Raw genomic sequence first — 21,561 nt, forward strand, 5'->3', positions numbered from 1 at the left:
TTTCGGGAATTAACCCATCGCCCCCGCTTTACCAAATAAACCTTGTGGGCGAATTAAGAGTACTACTGCCATCAGCACAAAGATGGAAAGCTCGGCAAGATCTGGGAAGAATAGGGAAGTCATGCTGTAAACCACGCCAACCAGTAGGCCTGCAACAACTGCACCGACTGCCGAGCCCATACCGCCAACAACTGTCACAACAAAGGACTCTGCCAAGATTGGAATACCCATTTCTGGATTAACCGAGCGAGTCGGTGAAGCCAATATCCCAGAGAGGCCAGCGATTGCACAGCCTAGTCCAAATACCATTAACCACACCTTGGCAATATCTACGCCAAGTACCTTAACGATCTCTTGATCGGCAGCACCTGCTTTGATGATGAGTCCGTAGCGAGTCTTTTGAATAAAAAACCAGACTGCAAAAATAATGACAGCTGTAGCTGCAATCAGGAACAGACGATATTTAGGGAAGTAGCCAATACCAACGTCGAGGGTACCTTTTAGTCCATCAGGAGTAAGAGAGGGTAAACCTTCGATACCAAAAGTGACGCGCATTGCCTCAATCAGGACATAAGACAATCCAAAGGTGAGGAGCAATGGGTAGTCAATACCTCGACCGTATAGTGGGCGCACCAAGAATCGCTCGGTCAATAATCCGAGAACCCCAGTGGCGAGTGGTGTGAGAATTAAGCTGAACCAAAAGTTACCAGTGACGCCTAAAAAATAGACGCCCATAAATGCGCCAACCATGAAGAAAGCGCCGTGTGCAAAGTTCACTACATTGAGCATGCCAAAAATAAGACACAAGCCCAGTGCCAGAAGTGCATAGATGCTACCCAGGGCAATTCCTGTGAGTAGCTGCATGCAGAGAAGTTCAAATGTAAGACCGGTCATATATATACTCAGAAAAACTCCCCATCAGCTATTGGCATCAGGGGAGGTGCTCAGGGCAAATCAGTTGATTTGCCTTGAAATTTCAGATTTAAGCCTTGTGGCCTAGCTCCGCGCAACTACGCATATTCTTCTCAGTAGTCGGTTCAATCGTTAGAATATTAAAGACGTCATACTTGTCCTTCATATTCTTAGATTTAGATTCCACAATGATGACCGTTTGCACCGCTTGGTGGTCGCACTTGCGATAGTACTCAGGACCTTTATAAAAGTCGTACTTGAGATTCTCTAGTGCAGTAATTACCTTATTTGTATCGGTAGATTTAGCATTCTTCACAGCAGTGAGAACTGTTTTTACTCCGGCGTAACCTAGTGCACCGTAATCTGATGGCACTGAACCGTTGTACATCTTACGGAATGCATCATTAAAGGTCTTGGCTGTAGGGATACGGTCCTCGAGACCCCAGTAGTAAGAGGTGCCGCCGACGATGCCTTCAAATGCCTCTGGTCCACCAGCAAGGCGTGCAGTGTAGAGCAAGACTGGCGTCACAATTTTCATGCTGGACTTCAAGCCAAAGTCAGTACATTGTTTAGCCGCATTCACGAGGTCACGACCAAAGTTACAAAGCACCAAGATATCAGGATTTAAGGCTTTAATACGCGGCAAGAAAGCAGAGTAATCAGATGCGCCCAAGGGATGACGAATATCGGCCAAGGTTGTGGCACCCATTTCCTTACCTACGCGCTCAAAAGCGCGCACCATCTCGTGGCCATAAGCATAGTCAGCGGTGAGGAAGACGATCTTTTTCCCGAAACGGGGAATGGAGTAGCGTGCTACAGCGCCTGCTGTCATCGTTGGATTAAGTGCTTCGTGGAATGTGTAAATACTCCAGTCTTTCACTTCGTTAATCGCATCAGACTGGCTAATTGAATTGAAGAGAACTTTACGCTCTTTACAAACGGCATTGATAGAGAGCTGGGTTGCAGCAGACAGTGAGCCCACAACAAAATTGACCTTATCTTTTTCGATCAACTCAAGAGTACGCGTTGCAGCTTCACCTGGATTGAGTTTGTCATCACGAACCAACAGTTCAGCTTTGCGACCATTAAAGCCACCAGCATCATTAAATTCTTTAATGGCTAATTCAGCTGCTTTTACTTGATCTTGCGCCTCTGCGGAAAATGGCCCGGTCAGCGGTGTCGGAAAGCCAATCTTAATTGTTTCAGACTGGGCGCTTGCTACGTTCATCCACAGTGGAGTACTTGCAGCAGCAGCTCCGCCGATCAACATTTTTCTTCTCGTTTGATTCGTTACTTTTTGTTTCATGGTTGTCTCCTCCATTTAAAGCAGTTTGTTAATAGGGCTACTTCGTAATATATAAATCTTAACTGAATGCTTCTAGTGATACTAAAATCTACAACAGTTTTAAGTTAATGTGACTCTGGCACTGCTTTTCCAGCCACCAACAAAGTACTGATATCGATGGCCGTTTCTGCCATGACGGTATCTGCATTTCTACGAAGGCTAGTATTGTCTCTGCTGCCTTTGCTACCTTGTGCTTGCATATAGCGCCCTAAGTATTGCGCTCTTGCAACAACCTGTTGCCCAAACTCAAGACGCTCTTTGCTGTACGCTTCGAGTGCTGCAGGGCTTGCCCCTAAGGCTGCGATGTGACGTGCAATTACCATTGCCTCATCACCTGCTTTGGTTACCCCCATACCAACATGAGGTCGACCAACAAAAGCAGCATCACCCATTAAGGCAATTCTCCCGAAGACGATTTGCTCTGAACGAACGTCATAAATCGTCTGCAAAAAAGGTGAGGGCGTTTTTTCTAAAATTTCAGCATATTGTGGCGCCAGAATATCGCGCGCAATTGTGCGCATTTCGGCAATATGCTTCCATGAGACTTTTAGTGGCGGGATACCAGTCGGATAATAATGACCATCCGCATCAGTTAGCAGCTTGACTAGCTCACCATCTTCAGAAGCAGGGCGATACCAAACAAAGTTATAGCGACGCTTGCCTGGTCTGGTGTCATTGCCAGGCCCTGCAACTGGATAGCCCAGCATCTGTTCACCATTAGGTAAGCAGAATCCAAAATAATTAAATAGGGTATCTAAGGTGTAATTTGATAAATTGCTCTCATCACAAACTCCACGCCACGCAATATATCCTGCGTATTCAGGTTGGATGTTTGGTGCTACTTGGGATCGGACTGTGGAGCGTATACCATCTGATGCAATCAGAAGCTCTGCCTGATAGGTGCTACCATCTTCACAGATGACCTGAACGCTATTAGTATCCTGTGTCACTACTTTGACATTCTTACCCTGCAAGTAACGCTCGCTTGGAAAATTCTCTTTAAGTAGGTGATACAAACGGCTCCATGAAGTCAAGATTTGCGGGAGCGGCATTTCACCGAGGTTCTCGCCATCAACACCTAAGGTAACCCGTTTCGATACAGCAACTCCTAGACTGTCATCAACCTGAATACCTGCTTCACTTAAAGCATCTGCAAGAGCATCGTGGGTCACGATTCCAGCACCTCGACCATCTAAAGAGCCGATGGCTTTTTCAAGCAAGGTGACATCATGCCCTTGGCGCAGCAATATATTGGCTGCAAATAAGCCTCCAAGAGATCCGCCGATGACAAGTATTTTGGCCATCTTTACTTATGCAGCCTTGGCGTCTAGGGCTGCCTTTTCTGCAGCAGGGTAGTTCAGTTCAACCACAATGCCATTAGGATCATCCATAAACACTTGGTGTAATTTAATTGCAGGAACGGTGCGCTGTCTGCAAGGTACGCTCAACTTCTCCAGCAGTGCCAGTTTGGCCTCTAATCCCGTAGCAAAGAAGGCGATGTGATCTACTGCCCCAGAGCCATAAAGTGAGCTAGGATCTCGTTCGCCGAGATATTGTTTCAAGCCATTCGGATTGTTCTTATCAATCGCAATGAGGTGCACAACTGCGTTAGCCCAATCGTTTTGATCACCGTTGTATAACCAGACGCCAGGAAAAGGAAAATCGGGACGAGGCCCCACTGTGAATCCAAAGACATCACAGTAAAACTTGGTGGTTTGTTCAATCTCAAGGCTGCGAATGGAGAAGTGATTTAAGCTTAAGTTGGTCATTTTATTTTTTACCGGTATTAAATAAAGTTTTTGCTGAAGTGAGGTAAGAGCTAATACGATCTTGAATAATTTCTTGTTCGGTGTGAGGGTTGCCGGAGTCGTAAATGGCTTGCCCATAAATCCAACGTCGCATACCAATATAAAAGATACCGCCATGCAAGCCCATTAAAAACTCTAATTCTCGCTGCGAAGGCTTGCTACGCGAGCTACGACCACAGTGTTTACGGGTTTCTCGAATGAGGCGCGGTAATAGGCGATTGCGCAATAATTCAAAGAAGCGGTCACTGATGGAGTGATCGCTTAGGCCTGAGAAAATCAAAATACGTACAAAATCGTAGGTCAGTACGGTGTTTGAGTAGTCGATATAGAAGGCATTGAATTTTTCTTCGGGAGAAAGATTCTTGTCATCGAGCAGTTGCTCCCACTCAGGCTTCCAGCGTGACTCAAAGACATCTTCATAGACTGCTTTGATTAAAGCATCCTTAGTTGGGAAGTAGTGATAAAGCAGGGTGTGGGTAATGCCCAAGCCCTTTGTTAAGTTTCTGAGTTGCCCATCAATTCCATGCTTAGCAAAGTACTGGATAGCACGATCCAGAATCTGACGCTTACGATCTACAGTACTCATTCTGCGACGTGCAGGCGCAGTAGATGTAGCTACTTCTGTAGCGATACTGCTTCTGGCGCTGCTGTCTCGATCGAAACTCATTGTCATCAGGGTTTATCCGAATTTAGGCTTATTGACCAAAAGTTAAATAATGGTACATTGTTGAGCAATTGGTAGATAAGACTCTATTCGTACAAACCCCGAGGAGATGTAATGGAATTAAATGGCGAGCAGCTCATTGCAGCCCCAATCCCCGATGTGTGGAAGGGCTTGAATGATATTGATGTGCTGGCAAAGTCCATTCCAGGCTGTGAGGAAATCAGTCGCGTCTCACCAGAGGAGATTCATGCCAAGGTGATGTTCAAAATTGGGCCTGTCAGAGCTAGATTCTCAGGAAAGCTATTTTTAAGTGATGTCATTCCAGATCAGTCCTGCTCTATGGCCTTTGAGGGCTCGGGTGGCGCTGCGGGATTTGCAAAAGGTCGTTCGCGGGTTGAGTTGAAGCCTGCCGAGGGCGGGACACTGGTTTCCTATACGACTGAGGCCTCTATTGGTGGCAAGCTGGGGCAAATTGGTGGGCGACTCATTAGCGCTTCTGCTAAAAAGATTGCGGATGATTTTTTCCAGCGATTTGCGAAAGAGTTGGGTGGTGAAATAACACCAGTGGAGTCAGACCCGCAAGTTGAATAATGCGTGGCGATGTCAATATAAAAGTAGTGAAGGAGACGCAATGAAAGCAGCAGCATTTGATTATGCAAAACCGAAGGCTCTCAGCGAGGCCTTGGCTATGTTGGCCGAAGCGGGTGAAGATGCCCAATTGATTGCGGGCGGACAGACACTTTTAGCTACCTTGAACTTACGTCTTTCTGAACCCAGCATACTGATTGACATTACCAATTTAGATGAATTAAAAGGCATTTCAGTCGTCGGAGATCAATTACGTATTGGCGCATTAGTAACCCATACTGAGATTGAAGACTCCAAACTGATTGCGCAGCATGCACCACTTCTGAAGGCTGCAGCCCCACATATCGCCCACAGAGCAATCCGCAATTTAGGAACCTGGGGCGGCTCTTTAGCCTATGGCGACCCTGCGGCTGAATGGCCTGCTTGTAGCCTGGCACTGAATGCGACCATGCTAATTGGCGGTCCTGATGGCGAGCGTCGAATTTCAGCGCAAGATTTTTTCATTGATCTCTACACCACCTCCTTAGAGCCCAATGAAATTCTGATAGCAGCAGAAATCCCCATTGCGAGCAGTAATCAAGTGTTTTATTTCCATGAGCTAGCTCGCCGTCACGGAGACTATGCGATTGCGGGAGTAGCCTTGGTTGCCAATAAGACAGGCAATGTTCTGAGTGATTGCACTTTCACTTTCTTCTCTGTTTGCGCTACACCGATCATGGCGAAGAAGGCTCAAGCCTTGGTGGATGGTAAGCCGCTTAATGACGAATTAATAGCAAATGCAGTTGATGTGACAAGGCAAGAGATTGAGTCGATCGCAGATATCACTAGTAGTGCAGAAACTAAGCAACATCTGATTGGTGTTTTATTAGAGCGTGGCTTAAAGCACTTAATTGCTTAAGTAATCAATATATAAAAAGATAAATTTAGTTCGGAGATTCCAATGAGCTTAAAGAAAAAAATTACGATGACTGTCAATGGTTTGACAGTCAATGCTGAGATTGAGCCGCGTCGTCATTTGGTGGATTTTTTACGAGAAGATCTCCATCTCAAGGGTCCGCACCTCGGTTGTGAGCAGGGGGCTTGTGGCGCCTGTACCGTGAAGGTGGATGGGAAAATTATTCGTGGTTGTCTATATCTAGCTGTACAAGCTGATGGGTGTGTAGTGGAAACAATCGAGGGATTAACTAAGAGTGGGGCATTATCAGATCTACAAGAAGCTTTTATGCGTCATAACGCAATGCAATGTGGTTTCTGCTCTTCTGGAATGTTGCTTGCTGCCGCTGAATTAGTAGAAAAGCAACCTAAGTCCACCCGTGAAGAAGTGCGTGAATGGATCTCTGGAAACTACTGCCGTTGCACTGGCTATCACTCCATAGTAGACGCCATCATGGCCGTGCTTGACGCTCGTGCCAAAGGTGAAAAAATGAAACCTGTTGTTACTCTCGCTTAAGAAGACTGGGAAAACTGATTATGAATAAGCCAGTAGATCTCAAAGGATTAGTGCTTGATCCAGTAACCAATGACCAACGCTATATCGGTAGCAGTGAGCCTCGACATGGGGCGCGCCGTCTTATCGAGGGTCAGGGCACTTATGTCGATGATATTCAGCTACCGAGGATGGGTCATGTCGTTTATTGGCGTTCGCCAGTAGCGCACATGAAAATTGGAAAAATTCATACTGAACAAGCTAGCAAGATGCCAGGTGTTCTGGCGATTGTCGATGGTGTGAAAATGGCTGAGCTGTGTAAGCCATGGGTTGCCACTCTGGGTCACCTTGCGGGTATGAAATCCGCCCCTCAATATGCATTGGCAATGGATAGAGCTTGCTGGCAAGGCGAGCCTGTAGTTGCGGTAGTTGCTGAGACACGCGCACAGGCAGAAGATGCTTTGCAGTTCGTTGATGTTGAGTGGGGAGAGTTGCCCGCAGTAGTTTCAATGGAAACGGCATTAGATGCAGATACTCCGGTTATTCATCCTGAGCTGGGCGACAACCTCTGCTTTACCCGCACCTTGGATGTTGGTCAGGTAGATGAAGTATTTGCAACAGCAGATATTGTGGCTGAAGCTACTTTTGGATTTGGCCGACACACAGGGGTTACCTTAGAGCCTCGCTGCCAAATTGCTGACTACAATCCCGGCGATCGTCGCCTCACGGTGTATCACTCGCAACAAGCGCCGCACATGATGCAAGATTTATATTGCCGTCAGTTTGGCTTGTCTGAGTCTGATGTGCATGTCATTTGTAAAGACGTAGGTGGATCCTTTGGTATTAAGGTGCATGCGTATCCCGATGATTTTGCAACGGTGGGCTTAGCGATGATGTTGGAGCGTCCAGTTAAGTTTGTTGCAGATCGACTTGAATCATTTACGAGTGATATTCATGCCCGTGAACATCGGATTAAAGGGCGTATTGCAGCCAATAAAGAGGGCGATATTTTAGCTTTTGAGATTGATGATCTTACGGCCATTGGCCCTTACTCCATGTTCCCAAGAACCAGTGCGATCGAGGGTAACCAAGTGGTCAACTTGGTTGGTGGACCATACAAGCATCAAAACTACCGCGCCAAACTCAATGTGGTGTTTCAGAATAAAACACCTACCTGCCAATATCGCGGCGTAGGTCATCCAATTGCCTGTGCTGTGACTGAGGGCTTGGTTGATTTAGCAGCTCAAAAATTAAAAATGGATCCTTTGGAGTTCCGTAAGCGCAATGTGATTCCTGATGACGCATACCCTTGCTCGGGAATTTCCGGAATTAAGTTGGAAGTACTGTCACATGAGCAATGCTTGCGAACCATTGAAAAGATGATGGACTATTCTGCTTTGCGTAAAGAGCAGGCTGAGTTACGTAAAAAAGGTATTTATCGCGGAATTGGTTTTGCCACACTAATCGAGCTAACCAACCCAAGTCCAGCGTTCTATGGTGTGGGTGGAGCACGCATCGCGTCTCAGGATGGAGCCTCTGCGCGTCTAGATCCAAGCGGCGTTGTCTCAATATTAATCGGTGTTGGTGAGCAAGGTCAGGGTACTGAAGGTATTTATGCCCAAATTGCTGCTGATGCTGTCGGCCTCTCCATCAAAGATGTGCGCATCATTACAGGCGATACCGATGTGACTCCTTATGGCGGTGGTACCTGGGCTTCGCGTGGTGCTGGAGTAGGTGGTGAGGCGGTCTTATTGGCTTGCCAGGCACTTCAAGAGAACATTTTGAAGCTTGCAGGTGCAATCCTGAATAGATCACCTGAGGAGTTATCCGTTCGACGTGGTCACGTATTAGATAAGGCCACCGGTGAGCAACTTCTGCCGTTTAGTGAGATTGGGCGAATAGGTTATTTCCGTACAGATACTTTGCCGGTGGGATTCTCGGCTGATCTGATGGTGACACGTCATTACACCCAAAAAGAATATCCATTTATTTTTACCAATGGCGTTCAGGCTTCTTATGTTGAAGTCGATCCGGATACTGGATTTGTAAAGCTTCTAAAACATTGGGCGGTTGAGGATTGCGGTCGGGTATTGAACCCCATGTTAGTAGACGAGCAAGTTCGCGGAGCCATTGTTCAGGGTATCGGCGGAGTCCTTTTCGAGGAGTGTATCTACGACGAGAGTGGCCTATTGCGAAATGGCAGTATGGCCGATTATTTAGTGCCAATGGCCAATGAAATGCCGGATATTGAAGTAGCTCACGTAGAGACTCCAACCCAGTCATCTAAGTTGGGCGCAAAAGGTGCTGGTGAGGCTGGTACTGCTGGCGCTCCTGGGGCGGTTCAGAATGCGATTAACGATGCTCTAGCGCCATTTAATAAGGCAGTGTTTGACCAGCCCATTACTTGTGAAAAGATTCTCAAGGCCCTTGGAAAAGTCTAATTGAGAGCTCACCTAAATGAGGCAAATTACCCGGATCAAAGGGGCGAGTGCATCCTGTAACATCCAGCTTTGACCATACGCAAATCCCCTCCCTGGGGATTTGTAATTAATTTGATATTGCGAATAAAAAATATGTCCCATTTAAAATCTAAAACAGCTCTTGTGACCGGCTCGACCAGTGGTATTGGGTTGGCAATGGCTATCGGCTTAGCAAAGCAGGGCGTCAATATTATGGTGAACGGCTTTGGTGAAAAAGATGCCGCGATTGCCGCCATTAAAGCTTGTGGTGTTGAAGTGGAATATCACGGTGCTGACATGAGTAAGCCTATCGAGATTGAGGATCTCATCAAGCAAACTGAAAAACGCTTCGGTTCGCTAGATATATTAGTAAACAACGCAGGCATTCAGCACACGGCGAATGTTGAAGACTTTCCAGAAGATAAGTGGGAGTCGATTATTGCTATCAACTTAAGCTCAGCCTTTTATACCTCCCACCATGCCTTGCCAGGAATGAAGAAGCGCAACTGGGGTCGCATTATTAACATTGCCTCCGTTCACGGCTTGGTGGGCTCTGTTCAAAAATCAGCTTATGTCGCTGCTAAGCATGGCATCGTGGGCTTAACCAAGGTGACCGCTCTGGAGAATGCCAAAACAGGGATTACTTGCAATGCGATTTGCCCAGGTTGGGTTTTAACTCCCTTGGTACAAAATCAAGTAGACGCAAGGGCAGAGCGCGAAGGAATTTCGAATGAGGAAGCCAAAAAAGCCTTGGTATCTGAAAAGCAGCCCTCCGGCGAATTTGTGGCTCCAGAACAATTAGCAGCATTGGCTGTTTTCCTTTGCAGTCCAGATGCTTCAGAAGTGCGTGGAGCGGCCTGGAATATGGATGGTGGCTGGACGGCTCAGTAATCTTTAAATGGGTTGCCGGGCGCCTCTTGTTTGGCTCATGGCGAACAAATTCTCCGGAATCGTCTATAGTTAGGACGGTTGTGGCTGTTATGGCTGCTGATTATTACGTTTTACAATGTAGTGAAGTTGGATTTTGCAAGTAAGAATTTTGCTTAAATCCTGCCTGATATATTTACCTTTTTTAGGAAGCTCTCATGTCATCTATCTTTACCTCATTAGGTCGCACTGTTTTAGCCGGCTTTGTGCTCCTCGCATTGATCGTCCTTGCCATGGGTACAAACTTCGGTTCGATTGAGTTGTCATTCTTATTCCGTTGGATTCACGTGATGGTTGGCGTGATGTGGATAGGCTTACTTTGGTATTTCAACTTTGTGCAGATTCCATCTATGTCCAAGATTCCGGATGAGCAAAAGCCGGCCATCGGAAAAGTAATCGCTCCAACAGCGCTCTTTTGGTTCCGTTGGGCTGCCTTAGCGACTGTAGTTAGTGGTTTAGTTTTATCCATAGTGAATGGATATGCGCACCAAGCATTTACTTTGCAGGCGCCTTTTCGCGCAATTGGTTTAGGCATGTGGATTGCCTTGATCATGGCGTTTAACGTTTGGTTCATTATTTGGCCAAATCAAAAACGTGCTCTTGGCATCGTTGCGGTTGAGCCTGATGTTAAAGCGAAGTCTGCACGTATTGCGATGTTGACTTCCCGTTTCAATACAATGCTGTCTGTTCCAATGTTATTTTTGATGAGTGCTCAGTCACACAACACAACGTGGTTTGTGATTGCCTCATAAAGCAAGCTTTCTTAGTTCATGCAAAAGGCCCGCAGAGCGGGCCTTTTGCTTTGGTGCAGAGTGTCTTGATCACAAGATAGGCGGCAACTCTTTTGTCAGTGCGCCACGTTGTGCAGTAACTGCCCCCAGTAGAGCAAACCCAAGTAACTTGCCATCACTAGATTCAAAGCGCGCTTCAAGACCACCTTCAACGGAGTTTATTTTCCAATCGCCGACTACACCTTTGGCTGGTGGTGAAACAATAGTTGGTAGGGCGGGAGTCTTCACCATGACCGGCATCGCGGGATAACTGAGAGTAGTGTGCTGTCCAAGCAGGTTAGGGGCTAAAACCCGCGCAGCCTGCATGATCGGCATGACATAAGGTAGAACTAAGCCCTCAACCTCGGCGCAGTCGCCAATGGCATAAACATTCTTAGCGCTAGTTTCTAATTGACGATTCACTGTAATGCCTTCGCCTGTCGCAATTCCAGCTGCTTGCGCTAAATCTAAGCGGGGCTTTAAACCGACTGCGGATAGAAATGCATCGCTATGAATTACAGTTCCATTGGCAAGGGTAATTAAGAGAGAGCCGCCGTTTCGATTAATCGATTTCACGGTAGTAGCTAAATGCCAACGCACGCCTGCTGCACTGAGCTTAGCCTGAAGTGCTTGTGCTGCCGCCTCGGGAAGTAGTCTGCCCAAAGCCTGCGGCGCTAAGTCAATGACATCGACTTCATATGAACCTAAAACTAAATCATTCGCAAACTCACATCCAATCAAGCCAGCACCCAAGATAGCGATTCTTTTTTTACCTTCAATTGCCTTGCGAAATTGCACATAGTCTTCCAGATCATTGACGGTAATCACTTCATTGGCTGCATTGCCTCTCAAAGGAAGGCGAATTTGATCAGCGCCTAATCCCAGAACTAACTTCCCATAGGAAATGCTACCTGTAGAAGTGGTGACTATTTGTGCGGCTGTATCAATAGCAGTGACATTGGCATCGCCCACAATCCTAATGTCTAGCTGTGTTGCCATCCCTTCAGCATTGGTAGAAATTAATTGCTCTGCAGATTTGCTGCTTGCCAATGCAGTGGAAAGCATCGGCTTTGAGTAAAAGTAGCCTGGCTCCCTTGTTATTAGGGTAATTGGCATTGCCTTATCTAGTTTGCGAAGCTCTCGAATGACAGTGTAGCCAGCTAATCCACTACCAATAATGACAATCCCCGGTGGGGATAATTGATTCTGATGATCCAAAACTGGACTCCCTAATAATGCGTTTAAAGGTGTTACGTTTGGCTTGAGTTAAGAAACTTGTACCATTTCAAAGTCAGATTTTGATACACCGCAATCTGGGCATTCCCAATCTTCAGGAACGTCAGCCCAAGCGGTACCAGCAGGAATGCCATCTTCAGGCAAGCCTTTCGCCTCGTCATAGACAAAACCACAAACGATACATTGCCAAGATTTCATAGGGATTCCTTGTTGTAATGGTTTAAAGGCAGTTTAAATTGAATTTCAAATTCACTTACTAGCCACAGATCTGGTTGTTTTGTATCAAGCAAGTAAGTAACTAATGATTTATAGGATGAATAGGAATGATATTATTTATCTGATAATTAGATTATAGGGATAAGGACAGATCATGGCTGCTCTACCTTCATTACGACAGCTTCGCTATTTTGTAGCGGTTGCTCAGGAGCTCAATTTTACTAGAGCTGCAGAGGTCTGCTTCGTAGGTCAATCTACGCTAAGCGCCGGTTTAAAAGAGCTAGAAGATGTTTTGGGAGTCCGCCTGGTTGAGCGGGATAGGCAAAATGTAGCCATCACTCCAATCGGCGCAGAGATTTTAGAAAGGGCTAAGGCGATCTTGGCCTCGTCTCAAGACTTAGTGGAATATGCGAGTGCCTCTGGCGAGCCAATGGCGAGGACCATTCGATTGGGGGTCATCCCCACTATCGCACCATTTTTATTGCCAAACGTGTTGCCTGATATTCGGGAGCATTACCCCAAGTTAAAAATTGCTCTGCGTGAGGATTTAACCGCCAATCTATTGGCGCGCTTAATAGATCATCAACTTGATTTTGCATTAATTGCATTGCCCTATGACACAGCTGGCCTCTTGGTGAAAGAGTTGTTTGTCGATGAATTTTGGCTGGTTGCAGGCGCAAATGATCCTGCATTAAAGGGTAAGGAAATTCATTTGCCTACCAAAATGGCAGAGAGACTACTTTTGTTAGAAGAGGGTCATTGTCTGCGTGATCACACGATGCAAGCTTGTAAGCAATCTGATATTCGCAATGCCGAGGGTATGGAAGCAACTAGCTTATTGACTCTGTTGCAAATGGTGGAGTCTGGCATGGGCATTGCGTTGCTTCCTGAGATGGCGGTAAAAGGCGGGATTTTAAATGGTACAACATTGATTGCTCGGCCTCTAGCGCCACCCGCCCCCAAGAGAGTGATTGCACTGGTTGCCCGCTTATCAACCGCGCATCATGATGAGTTCCAAGCGCTTGCCCACAGCATTGAATCAAGATTTAAATCTAGCCCAAGAATTAGTCGAGGCAGTCGAAAGAGTTTTCAAAGAGTCTAGTATGGTGTCGGCGGGACTTTAATATCCCTGCTAAAGTTGCGCATTAATTGCAGTATTCACCCCCAAAAAAAGAAAGTAGTTCATGTCTGGAAAAGAAATCATGTTTACCCCCGTCAAGCTTGGCGCGATTGAATTAAAGAATCGCCTGGTGATGGCGCCTCTCACTAGAATGCGTGCCATCGATGGGGATGTGCCACACCCCCTGGCAAAAACTTACTACGCGCAAAGGGCAAGTGCTGGCCTCATCATCAGCGAAGCAACACAAATTTCTGCTATTGGTAAAGGTTATCCGGGAACGCCTGGAATCTATTCTGCTGAGCAAACAGCGGCTTGGAAAGAGATTGTGAGTGCGGTACATGCCAAAGGTGGCAAGATGATTGCGCAGTTATGGCATGTTGGGCGCATCTCTCATTCCTCCTTGCATCCAGAGCAAGGTATTCCTGAAGCTCCGTCTGCGATTGCGCCTGCTGGCCAAACTTATGGTGCTGATTGGAAGTTGCACGATTACGAAACGCCTAAGGCGATGACTGCTGAAGATATTGCCCGTCTTTTGAGAGACTTTGAGCTGGCTGCTATGAATGCCAAAGCGGCAGGTTTTGACGGCGTGGAAATTCATTCTGCGAATGGCTATTTACTCGATCAGTTTTTGCAAGACAAAACCAATCAACGTACTGATGGCTATGGCGGATTAATCGAAAATCGTATGCGCTTATTGGGTGAGGTGATTGAATCTATTTCCAAGGTATATCCGAGCGATCGTATCGGTGTGCGCTTATCACCCTACGGTAGCTTTAATGATATGGCTGACAGCGATCCAGTTGCTTTGTTCACTGCGGTGATTCAGAAGCTCAATGGCTATCACTTATCTTATGTACATATGATTGAACCGCGCTCTACCAGTGCAGGTGGTAACGATCAAGTGAACACAGAGGCGCCTATTACTTCAGAGATGTTCCGTACAGCCTATCAAGGTCAATTTATTAGTGCTGGTGGATATGATCAAGCCATGGGCGAAGCTGTTTTAGAGGCCGGCCTTGCTGATGCCGTTGCCTATGGACGTTTGTATATCTCTAATCCGGATTTGGCTGAACGCTTTGCGCAGGGTGCTGCACTCAATGCTTACAACCGTGCCACTTTTTACGGTGGAGCAGAAGTCGGGTACACAGACTACCCAACACTCTAATCTGCTAATGATTAATCAGGGCCGCTGTCGAAAGATAGCGACCTTATTTTTTGTCTTCGGGGTCTTTTAATAGGCCATAGTGATTGGCAACCAGCAGCATTGCAATGGACGCACATCCCATGGCAAAGAATTCCCATTGATGCAGCATGGCAGTACCAGTGACGGTCATTAAGATTGTCCATCCAACTGCCATCTTGGCTTTTTTGCTTAAAGGTTTCATATTTCGGAACTAAAGTGAAAAGTTATCGAACGGTAAGTCTAGCTCTGGCGCTCAACTCGCTTGGCGTGCCGCGTTTATCAAGTTGAGAGAGTCTTAGCGCTTCTTGCTCAAAATCAGTTTGAGCCGGGTGAAATTCAAGGTTGCCAAGGTGGATGACATAAGTCCACACCAGTTCTCGGCCCCTGTCTTTATATACGTCAACAATGCGCTTCATTTATTAATGCCTCTGGTAGGGGCTGAGCCATTTGCAGGACTCATATTGTTTTTTAAATCGATCAGATTTCGTGGATCGATACGAATCACGCCACCACGAGGGCTATCAATGTCTGCAATCAGAAAGAAAGCAATGGCAATCATGGTTGGGAAAATCATAAAAAGGCCGACATTGGGTTTAAAGTTCCGCGCACCAAAGCCTACCAATATATTGGCTGCAATCGCGATCGCAGACATCAGCCACCAAGCCGCAGTTGGGATACGATTCCACCAAGCCGCCTGAGTATAGCCTTGGGAGTTGATCACATCATTCATTCCGGAGACCACAAGCGCAATGGTGGGGGTTGATTGAGTTCGTGCCACAGGGAGTAATTCGTTCCACATGGCATTCTCTAAAGCAGTGGTGCGTTTGGTAATTTGCTTAGCCGTCTCATGATCTTGCTTGGAGTAAAACAAGATACGCTGATCTAGGTATTCACCAAGAAGACCCTTAATACTCTCTGCGGTTTTACTGGGCAGAAGATCAGCCCTTAAAAATTCTGTACCAATGGCATTTGCCTCCGCTTCCTCATAGGTCTGCCTCAAGTCATAGCGAGCAATCGCCATGGAGAAGGTGAATCCAATAATGAGGCCAAGTAGGGTGAGCGTTGCAGTCTGGATGACGCCCAAATCTGCCGAGGTCTCAGTGTCTTTGGTTCGGTACTTGCTGAGTACGGCATTGCCAAACCAGACTGAGCCTGAGAGGGCTACAGCAGAGATGAAAAATACCAGTCCGGGGTAATTAGCTAAGTGTGGAATATTAAAAAGTTCCTGGATACAGAATATCTTTAGTCACATTCTGGATATCACGGTGTCCTGTAAACGCCATAGTGATATCCAATTCATTATGAATAATCTCTAGGCATTTAGTCACGCCGGCCTCGCCCATAGCACCCAAGCCATAAAGAAAGGGGCGACCAATCAATGTACCGCGTGCACCTAGTGCCCAGGCTTTCAAAACATCTTGTCCTGAACGAATGCCACCATCCATCCACACGTCAATATCTTTACCAACGGCATTCACGATGCCAGGCAATGCTCTGATGCTGGAGATCGCACCATCCAACTGACGGCCACCATGATTAGAGACGATCAAGGCATCCGCGCCGGAATTGGCAGCAAGTCGGGCATCGCCTTCATCCAAGATACCTTTAATAATTAACTTGCCACCCCAAAGTTTCTTAATCCACTCCACATCATCCCAGCTCAGGCCAGGGTCGAACTGTTCTGCTGTCCATGAGGAGAGGGAAGACATATTGCCAACGCCCGTAGCATGACCAACAATGTTGCGGAAAGTTCTGCGAGGAGTCATTGCCATACCCACGCACCAGCGTGGCTTAGTCATCATGTTGATGATGTTGGTAATCGTCAGCTTTGGAGGTGCAGACAAACCATTTTTTAAATCCTTATGGCGTTGTCCCAGAATTTGTAAATCTAAAGTAAGAACGAGGGCAGAGCATTTGGCTGCTTTGGCACGCTCAATGAGACGCTCAATAAAGCCGCGGTCTTTCATGACATAGAGCTGAAACCAAAAGGGCTTAGTAGTGCGTTCTGCCACATCCTCAATTGAGCAAATACTCATCGTAGAAAGACAGAAAGGCACACCAAATTTTTCTGCCGCACGGGCCGCCAGAATTTCACCATCAGCATGTTGCATGCCGGTCAGTCCAGTAGGCGCTAATGCGACTGGCATCGCCACTTCTTCTCCGACCATCGTTGTTTTGGTGGTGCGGTTAATCATATTGACAGCAACACGCTGACGTAGTTTGATCTTCTGAAAATCCGACTCATTGGCGCGGTAGGTAGATTCAGTCCATGACCCGGAGTCTGCATAGTCATAAAACATCTTAGGGGTGCGCTTCTGATGCAGAACTCGTAAATCTTCAATATTGGTGATGATTGCCACTAAAACCCCTTTGTATATTGCAAATGCCTGAGAGCAAAAGCTAATTTAAGCTCTATCTTAGCAATACCGAGCATTTGTTTCTACAATGCGTAGGCAAAGCCCTTCTTGGGGCTCTAAACAGCCACCCATCCAACCATATCCTCCTGAATGCCTCAAATACCCCTGTCGACGGTCTTGTATTTAACGCTTGCGACCCTCCTCTGGGCGGGTAATGCAATAGCTGGTAGAGCATTAGTGGGTAGTGTTTCACCGATCACCCTCAGTGCTGTCCGCTGGGGTTTGGCAGCCTTATTACTACTACCTCTTGGCTGGCGAATCCTAAAGCCAGGTAGCGCCCTATGGCAAAACAAGAGTCGCTTCCTCATCTTGGGATTATTAGGGGTAGGTAGCTATAACGTGCTCTTATATCTTGCCTTACAAACCTCGACGGCAATTAATGTCACCCTCATTGGGGCGAGTATGCCGATCTGGATGCTCCTGATCGGCGCCGTCTTTTATCAAGTGAGGCCGACACTGTTACAGCTTTTAGGGGCAGTCGTATCCTTGGTAGGCGTGACCGTAGTCCTTACGCGGGGTGAGCCTGCCAGTCTCTTGAGTATGGATGTAGTCATGGGTGATTTGCTCATTATGTTAGCCACGATTCTCTGGGCCTTTTATAGCTGGATGATTAGCCGCCCGGGAGGGAGTGCTGAGCGGCAGTGGCCCTGGGCTGAGTTTTTGATGGCACAGGTCTTGATTGGATTTTTGTGGACGATGCTGTTTGAGGGTGCGGAAATTGCTACAGGGCACGCCTTTATTGACCTCAATTATTGGACTGGTGCTTTGATCTTATTTGTTGCTATTGGCCCCTCCTTAATTGCTTATCGGTGCTGGGGTTTGGGAGTGAATGTTGCCGGACCTACGGTGGCAGGATTCTTTGCTAATCTCATTCCCTTGTTTACAGCCTTACTGTCTGCTGCCATTTTGGGAGATCCACCCCAGCTTTTTCATGGTCTGGCTTTTGTCCTGATTGTGGCTGGAATACTGGTTTCTTCTGTAACGCAGAAAAGGGCCTAAGCCCCTTTATTAACTCAAAAAGCCTGTTTTTAAAGGCTCAGTACCAAAACAGCGCTAAATCAGTATCATTTAGGGCTAATCACACGATTCACTAGGAAATTACTATGCCAGGCTTGCTCCCGAATGTTGATCCAGACGGTCTCTTAGAGTTCTCGGTTGTTTACACCGACCGCTCGCTAAATCACATGTCTGATGAATTCAAAAAAGTCATCGTGGATATTTCTAGCGTCCTGAAAGATGCTTACAACGCAATTTCTGCAGTGATCGTTCCTGGTAGCGGCACATTTGGTATGGAAGCCGTAGCACGTCAGTTTGCCAATAATGAAAAATGCCTTATCTTGCGCAACGGCTGGTTTAGCTATCGCTGGACTCAGATTTTTGATTTAGCCAATATCACCAAGGACATTACCATTATCAAAGGTAGGCAATTGGAAGATGCTACGCAAGGTGTATTTGCCCCTGCGCCGATCGAAGAAGTAGTGGCTTTTATTAAAAAAGAAAAGCCAGCAGTTGTTTTCGCTCCTCACGTAGAAACTTCTGCAGGCATCATTCTGCCGGATGACTATCTCAAGGCAGTGGGTGAAGCGGTGCGTTCAGTCAATGGTTTGTTTGTACTCGATTGCATCGCATCAGGTGCAACATGGGTAGATATGAAGGCTTGCAATGTCGATGTGTTGATTACTGCGCCTCAAAAAGGTTGGAGCAGTTCACCTTGCTGCGCGATGGTGGCTATGAGTGACAGAGCACGCGAGCGTATTGAGTCCACTCAAAGCAGCAGTTTCTCAATGGATTTGAAGAAGTGGCTTCAAATTATGGAAGCCTATGAAAAGGGTGGTCACGTGTATCACACCACTATGCCAACCGATGCGCTCAAAATCTTGCGCAATGTGATGAAAGAAACTCAGTCCTTAGGTTTTGCTGCACTCAAAGCAAAGCAAAAAGAGTTGGGTGATAAGGTTCGTGCCTTATTGGTATCCAATGGTTATCACTCAGTTGCAGCAAAAGGCTTTCAGTCTCCTGGTGTTGTAGTGAGCTTTACCAAAGATCCAGATATTCAGTCAGGTAAAAAGTTTATTGCTCTTGGTATGCAGACAGCAGCTGGCGTGCCATTGCAGTGCGATGAACGTCCAGACTTCCGTACCTTCCGCCTTGGTTTATTTGGCCTAGAGAAGCTGGCACATGTTGACCGCACAGTGGATCACCTTGCAACAGCATTAGAGAGAATTACCGAGACTGAAGCGCAGCCAGCTTAAGTAGCTTTAATTCATGTTTACAAAAGGCCGTCTTAGGACGGCTTTTTAATTGGGTATCATTAAGCCACCCATGAATCTATCGGAACCTCAAATGAGCACCTCTTTAGCAAAATTGATCTTAGCCACCTTCGTTTCTATCTCAATTGTTTTATCACCATGGGCTGTAATGGCAGCGGATTCAACCTCAGCGGGAGCACCCGTGGCCGCCTCTGCAACGATGACTGATGTTCAGTCAGAGCAGGCCGCTAAGAAGGCTGCGAAGAAATCCAAGAAGGATAAAAAAGCAGAGAAGAAGGCCAAGAAAAAATCTCAGAAGAAAGCAAAAGCAGCTCAAGAGCCTGCGGCTCCTCAGCAATAAATTAGCAACTAACTTAGAGGATCAGAGCCCTCGGGATCTAAAGGCTTTATTGGGTTCTGACCCTGTTGTTTGTTTGGCGCATCGTTGCGTACCAGCAACCACATTGCCCCCATCACCAAACTCATGCCACCCATCTGCATCCAGGTAATTGGTTCAGACAATACGATCCAGCCCATAAAGAGGGTGGAGACGGGGCCCAGTATTCCAGCTTGAGCAACTAGCGGTGAGCCAATACGATTAATGGCAACCATGATTAACAACATCGGAATGACAGTACATAGACTTGCATTGAGCAGGCTAAGCCAATAGATTTGCGGTGCTTGCACAAATACAGCGGCAGGATCGTAAATCAGAATTTGAATGACGCTCATGAATGCGGATGCAGAGCTAGCATAGACCACTAAGCGTACGCTACCCACGCGCCTGACCATCTCTCCAGACCCAATCATGTAGATTGCATAGGAACATGCGCTAGCAAAGACCAATAACATGCCGAGCAGAGCCATTGATCCGGTCGAGCTGGCATCTTGAATGAATACAACGATTACGCCAAGATAACCTACCGCGAGTGCATACCACTGCAAGCGACTAATGGATTTATTCAATACAAAATAAGAAATCAACAATACGATGGTGGGTGTCAGGTAAAGCACGATACGTTCTAGTCCAACGGAAATGTATTGCAGTCCTAAAAAGTCAAGATAGCTAGAAAGAAAATAACCCATAAATCCCAGAGAAAATATCTTAATTTGATCTTTCAATATGAGCGGACTCATAGCTTGTCTGTGCGCTTGCCACCAATAAATTCCCCAGAAGAGGGGAAGCGCCATCAGCATTCTTAAGGCAATCAGCGTCTCAGCATTTGCGCCGTAGCCAAAAGCGAGTTTGACTAGAATCGCCTTGCCGGAAAATAGTATGGAGCCTAGTCCGGCCATTAAGAGGCCGTAGATGTAACGGCGATGATGAAGAGTTCCACTAACTGATTGCATGATGCTTTATAACAGTTTGTTGAGTAGACTCCGCATCTCCACAATGACCTCTGTTGGAGTAAGTCCAATGGGACCAATTTGCTTTGCTACCAGGCTATCGGCTGCCGTGGCGTGTAGTTGCACCCCAATACAACTAGACTCCCATAAATTAAGATTGTGTTGGATGCCCTGTGCTGCGAGAGCTGCGATCGCACCTGTTAAGACATCACCCATGCCGCCAACGGCCATGCCCGGATTGCCCTCAGCGCATTGCACTACTGGATGAAGAGGTGAGGCAATGAGTGTATGTTGACCTTTAAGTGCAACGATGCAATCGGTAAGTTTGACCAAGTCCAATACGGCGGCTAAGCGATCTGCCTGAATGACTGAAGCGATGGTGTTGAGAAGATGGGCTGCCTCTCCAGGATGTGGGGTGAGTACAGTCATGCCTGGAAACACTTGATTACGTTGCTTAAGAAGATCTAAAAATTCAGGATTATCGGCAATCAGGCTGAGTGCATCGGCATCAATCACAAGCGGCACTTTTGGATAGCATAGCGAGGCTATTAAGCAATCTCTAGCCAGTGCAGAAAAGCCAAGGCCGGGCCCAATTGCAATGACGTCCGGTGTGGTAGTTTCTAATTGTTCGTGGGCGTTAAAGCTCGCTAGGCGAATCATCAGCTCGGCTTGTTCGGGTATTGCATGGGCAGCGGTCGGATCTAGCATCTCCAAGATAGTCCAACCTGCCCCTAAGTGCAGCGCGGCACTGCCTGCCAAAATGAGGGCGCCAGCCATTCCAGGTGCGCCACCAATCAGTAGAACTTTACCGGCATTCCCTTTATGTTCTGAGGGCGCTCGCTTAAGGCGGGTAATGAGCTCGAGTGATCTCAGTTCGGTAGGGGGATTCATCTA

At 46.9% G+C, this 21,561-nt stretch carries 24 protein-coding genes; 11 read left to right on the forward strand and 13 right to left on the reverse strand.

The features are described from left to right. Positions 1-9: 9 nt before the first annotated feature. The 5 genes from ICN22_RS05400 to ICN22_RS05420 all read right to left on the reverse strand — a co-directional run bounded on the left by ICN22_RS05400 (position 10) and on the right by ICN22_RS05420 (position 4,738). The gene (locus ICN22_RS05400; RefSeq protein WP_216169230.1) at positions 10-894 is read right to left on the reverse strand and encodes a branched-chain amino acid ABC transporter permease; all 885 of its coding nucleotides are present in this window, start codon (positions 892-894) and stop codon (positions 10-12) included. Positions 895-982: 88 nt separating this feature from the next. Beyond that, the gene (locus ICN22_RS05405) at positions 983-2,218 is read right to left on the reverse strand and encodes an ABC transporter substrate-binding protein (RefSeq protein WP_255533850.1); all 1,236 of its coding nucleotides are present in this window, start codon (positions 2,216-2,218) and stop codon (positions 983-985) included. 104 nt (positions 2,219-2,322) lie between these two features. Continuing rightward, a complete protein-coding gene (locus ICN22_RS05410; protein ID WP_216169231.1) occupies positions 2,323-3,561 on the reverse strand; it encodes an FAD binding domain-containing protein in 1,239 nt (412 codons plus the stop codon). A gap of 6 nt (positions 3,562-3,567) precedes the next feature. Then, the gene (locus ICN22_RS05415; RefSeq protein WP_216169232.1) at positions 3,568-4,026 is read right to left on the reverse strand and encodes a VOC family protein; all 459 of its coding nucleotides are present in this window, start codon (positions 4,024-4,026) and stop codon (positions 3,568-3,570) included. Between the two features lies 1 nt (position 4,027). Continuing rightward, positions 4,028-4,738, reverse strand: coding sequence for a TetR/AcrR family transcriptional regulator (locus tag ICN22_RS05420; protein WP_216169233.1), 711 nt, complete (start codon positions 4,736-4,738; stop codon positions 4,028-4,030). A gap of 105 nt (positions 4,739-4,843) precedes the next feature. On the opposite strand from ICN22_RS05420, the gene ICN22_RS05425 reads away from it, so the two are divergent. The 6 genes from ICN22_RS05425 (at position 4,844) to ICN22_RS05450 (ending at position 10,881) form a co-directional block, all read left to right on the forward strand. After that, positions 4,844-5,320, forward strand: coding sequence for an SRPBCC family protein (locus ICN22_RS05425; RefSeq protein ID WP_216169234.1), 477 nt, complete (start codon positions 4,844-4,846; stop codon positions 5,318-5,320). Between the two features lie 40 nt (positions 5,321-5,360). Continuing rightward, positions 5,361-6,215, forward strand: a complete 855-nt coding sequence (locus tag ICN22_RS05430) for an FAD binding domain-containing protein (protein ID WP_216169235.1) — start codon at positions 5,361-5,363, stop codon at positions 6,213-6,215. A 42-nt stretch (positions 6,216-6,257) separates the two neighbouring features. Further along, positions 6,258-6,767, forward strand: coding sequence for a (2Fe-2S)-binding protein (locus tag ICN22_RS05435; protein WP_216169236.1), 510 nt, complete (start codon positions 6,258-6,260; stop codon positions 6,765-6,767). Positions 6,768-6,787: 20 nt separating this feature from the next. Beyond that, entirely contained in the window at positions 6,788-9,184 is a 2,397-nt protein-coding gene (locus ICN22_RS05440) for a xanthine dehydrogenase family protein molybdopterin-binding subunit (RefSeq protein WP_216169237.1), read from the forward strand. A 132-nt stretch (positions 9,185-9,316) separates the two neighbouring features. Beyond that, positions 9,317-10,093, forward strand: a complete 777-nt coding sequence (locus ICN22_RS05445; protein ID WP_216169238.1) for a 3-hydroxybutyrate dehydrogenase — start codon at positions 9,317-9,319, stop codon at positions 10,091-10,093. Between the two features lie 194 nt (positions 10,094-10,287). Continuing rightward, on the forward strand, positions 10,288-10,881 hold the full coding sequence (locus tag ICN22_RS05450; RefSeq protein WP_216169239.1) for a urate hydroxylase PuuD: 594 nt from the start codon (positions 10,288-10,290) through the stop codon (positions 10,879-10,881). 69 nt (positions 10,882-10,950) lie between these two features. Here ICN22_RS05450 and ICN22_RS05455 read toward each other — a convergent pair whose 3' ends face one another. Together ICN22_RS05455 and ICN22_RS05460 are read right to left on the reverse strand one after the other, a co-directional pair. Then, positions 10,951-12,117, reverse strand: a complete 1,167-nt coding sequence (locus tag ICN22_RS05455) for an NAD(P)/FAD-dependent oxidoreductase (protein ID WP_255533851.1) — start codon at positions 12,115-12,117, stop codon at positions 10,951-10,953. A 48-nt stretch (positions 12,118-12,165) separates the two neighbouring features. Further along, positions 12,166-12,333: a rubredoxin gene (locus tag ICN22_RS05460; protein ID WP_215304339.1), complete on the reverse strand. Its 168-nt coding sequence runs from the start codon at positions 12,331-12,333 to the stop codon at positions 12,166-12,168. Between the two features lie 172 nt (positions 12,334-12,505). Here ICN22_RS05460 and ICN22_RS05465 point away from each other — a divergent pair, with 172 nt between their 5' ends. Both ICN22_RS05465 and ICN22_RS05470 read left to right on the forward strand, forming a co-directional pair. Beyond that, positions 12,506-13,453, forward strand: a complete 948-nt coding sequence (locus ICN22_RS05465; protein WP_216169240.1) for a hydrogen peroxide-inducible genes activator — start codon at positions 12,506-12,508, stop codon at positions 13,451-13,453. Positions 13,454-13,535: 82 nt separating this feature from the next. Then, positions 13,536-14,636, forward strand: a complete 1,101-nt coding sequence (locus ICN22_RS05470) for an alkene reductase (RefSeq protein ID WP_216169241.1) — start codon at positions 13,536-13,538, stop codon at positions 14,634-14,636. 43 nt (positions 14,637-14,679) lie between these two features. On the opposite strand, the gene ICN22_RS05475 is transcribed toward ICN22_RS05470, so the two are convergent. The 4 genes from ICN22_RS05475 to ICN22_RS05490 are packed head-to-tail and all read right to left on the reverse strand — an operon-like array spanning position 14,680 to position 17,014. Then, positions 14,680-14,856 carry a hypothetical protein gene (locus tag ICN22_RS05475; RefSeq protein WP_170217000.1) on the reverse strand — a complete coding sequence of 59 codons (177 nt, stop codon included), beginning with the start codon at positions 14,854-14,856 and terminating at the stop codon, positions 14,680-14,682. Between the two features lie 22 nt (positions 14,857-14,878). Further along, complete coding sequence (locus tag ICN22_RS05480; protein WP_216169242.1) at positions 14,879-15,070, reverse strand: hypothetical protein; 192 nt, start codon at positions 15,068-15,070, stop codon at positions 14,879-14,881. After that, positions 15,067-15,894, reverse strand: coding sequence for a bestrophin-like domain (locus ICN22_RS05485; protein WP_500797045.1), 828 nt, complete (start codon positions 15,892-15,894; stop codon positions 15,067-15,069). Before ICN22_RS05485 ends, ICN22_RS05480 begins: the two co-directional genes overlap by 4 nt. Beyond that, complete coding sequence (locus ICN22_RS05490) at positions 15,869-17,014, reverse strand: alpha-hydroxy acid oxidase (protein ID WP_216169244.1); 1,146 nt, start codon at positions 17,012-17,014, stop codon at positions 15,869-15,871. Before ICN22_RS05490 ends, ICN22_RS05485 begins: the two co-directional genes overlap by 26 nt. A 147-nt stretch (positions 17,015-17,161) precedes the next feature. On the opposite strand from ICN22_RS05490, the gene ICN22_RS05495 reads away from it, so the two are divergent. The 3 genes from ICN22_RS05495 to ICN22_RS05505 all read left to right on the forward strand — a co-directional run bounded on the left by ICN22_RS05495 (position 17,162) and on the right by ICN22_RS05505 (position 19,681). Further along, positions 17,162-18,070: a DMT family transporter gene (locus tag ICN22_RS05495; protein WP_216169245.1), complete on the forward strand. Its 909-nt coding sequence runs from the start codon at positions 17,162-17,164 to the stop codon at positions 18,068-18,070. Positions 18,071-18,174: 104 nt separating this feature from the next. Continuing rightward, positions 18,175-19,323: an aminotransferase class V-fold PLP-dependent enzyme gene (locus ICN22_RS05500; protein ID WP_216169246.1), complete on the forward strand. Its 1,149-nt coding sequence runs from the start codon at positions 18,175-18,177 to the stop codon at positions 19,321-19,323. Between the two features lie 91 nt (positions 19,324-19,414). Continuing rightward, a complete protein-coding gene (locus ICN22_RS05505) occupies positions 19,415-19,681 on the forward strand; it encodes a hypothetical protein (RefSeq protein WP_216169247.1) in 267 nt (88 codons plus the stop codon). A gap of 8 nt (positions 19,682-19,689) precedes the next feature. On the opposite strand, the gene ICN22_RS05510 is transcribed toward ICN22_RS05505, so the two are convergent. Together ICN22_RS05510 and ICN22_RS05515 are read right to left on the reverse strand one after the other, a co-directional pair. Beyond that, positions 19,690-20,670, reverse strand: coding sequence for a DMT family transporter (locus ICN22_RS05510; protein ID WP_216169248.1), 981 nt, complete (start codon positions 20,668-20,670; stop codon positions 19,690-19,692). A 6-nt stretch (positions 20,671-20,676) separates the two neighbouring features. Beyond that, positions 20,677-21,558 (reverse strand): NAD(P)H-hydrate dehydratase, encoded by an 882-nt coding sequence (locus tag ICN22_RS05515; protein ID WP_216169249.1) that lies wholly within the window; start codon positions 21,556-21,558, stop codon positions 20,677-20,679. Between the last annotated feature and the right edge of the window lie 3 nt (positions 21,559-21,561).

It is taken from the genome of Polynucleobacter bastaniensis, assembly GCF_018882205.1.
GTDB classification, from domain to species: Bacteria; Pseudomonadota; Gammaproteobacteria; order Burkholderiales; family Burkholderiaceae; genus Polynucleobacter; species Polynucleobacter bastaniensis.